Annotated in this window: 1 protein-coding gene; it reads left to right on the forward strand. The window is 54.4% G+C overall.

Features of this window, described 5'->3' with window-relative positions; translation table 11 throughout:
• Positions 1-247 precede the first annotated feature (247 nt).
• A partial coding sequence (locus EN781_RS32960; protein ID WP_127400748.1) for an integrase arm-type DNA-binding domain-containing protein occupies positions 248-1,135 on the forward strand: 888 nt, incomplete at its 3' end.

Raw genomic sequence — 1,135 nt, forward strand, 5'->3', positions numbered from 1 at the left:
CCTAAATCAATAGCATCCTACATGATGGGCTCTTTGGCGGGTAAGTTCGGAAATTCACTATAAGTTGTTGATTTTTTTGATGGTATGGCGGAGAGAGCGACAGCCATATTGCTGTCTCATGTTGTCTCAATAAATGAAAATCATAAGGCAATATCAATGCTTTAATCTAAAATAGCTGTCTCGCGCCGTTGCAATCCAGATCATCCAATGCCATTATTTTTGGCGGGTAAGATGATGGGATAGAGAAATGCCGAAGATCGCGAAGGAACTTTCAGCACTAGCCGTCAGGAACTTGAAGCACCCCGGGTCGACCACGCCGAGCAACGCTGTGTTTGCCGTTGGCGGTGTTGCAGGGCTCATGCTCCAGATCACGCCGGGCGGCGGCCGGTCATGGCTATTGCGAACGATGCTCAACGGCAAGCGCCGCGAAATGGGTCTTGGCGGGCATGACGTATCATTGGGCGAAGCTCGCGAGCGGGCGAGGGCAACCAAAGACAAAATCCGCAACGGCATCGATCCGCTACAAGAGAAGCGCGACCGTCGCAAAGCCGCCATTGAGGCCGCAAAGCGCCATCTCACATTCCGCGATACCGTTGACAAATTCCTTGCCGACACGCTGGCGGAATTCAGAAACGAAAAGCATCGGAAGCAATGGCAATCCACTCTGGACACGTATGCAATGCCCGTCATCGGGAATCTTGCCGTTTCCGAAGTCACCAAACATCACATGGTTGAAATCCTTAAGCCGATTTGGACGACCAAGACAGAGACGGCCACGCGTTTGCGGCAACGTTGCGAACGCGTGCTTGATTGGGCAAAGGCACACGGACACCGCGAGGGCGACAATCCGGCAGAGTGGAAGGGCAATCTCAATGCCATGCTGTCCAAGCCAAGCAAGGTTGCGACGGTCGATAATCAGCCCGCCGTTCAGCTGAAAGACGCGCCCACGTGGTTCGCAGCATTGCGCAAACGCGAAGGCACGGGTGCACGGGCATTGGAATTCGTGACATTGACCGCTGCGCGATCTGGCGAAGTGCGCGGCATGGAATGGCCGGAAATCGATTGGAACGCCAAATTGTGGACAGTGCCGGCATCGCGGATGAAAATGAAGCGCCCGCACGTTGTGGCGCTATCC

Source organism: Mesorhizobium sp. M4A.F.Ca.ET.090.04.2.1, from assembly GCF_003999085.1.
Classification (GTDB): Bacteria; Pseudomonadota; Alphaproteobacteria; order Rhizobiales; family Rhizobiaceae; genus Mesorhizobium.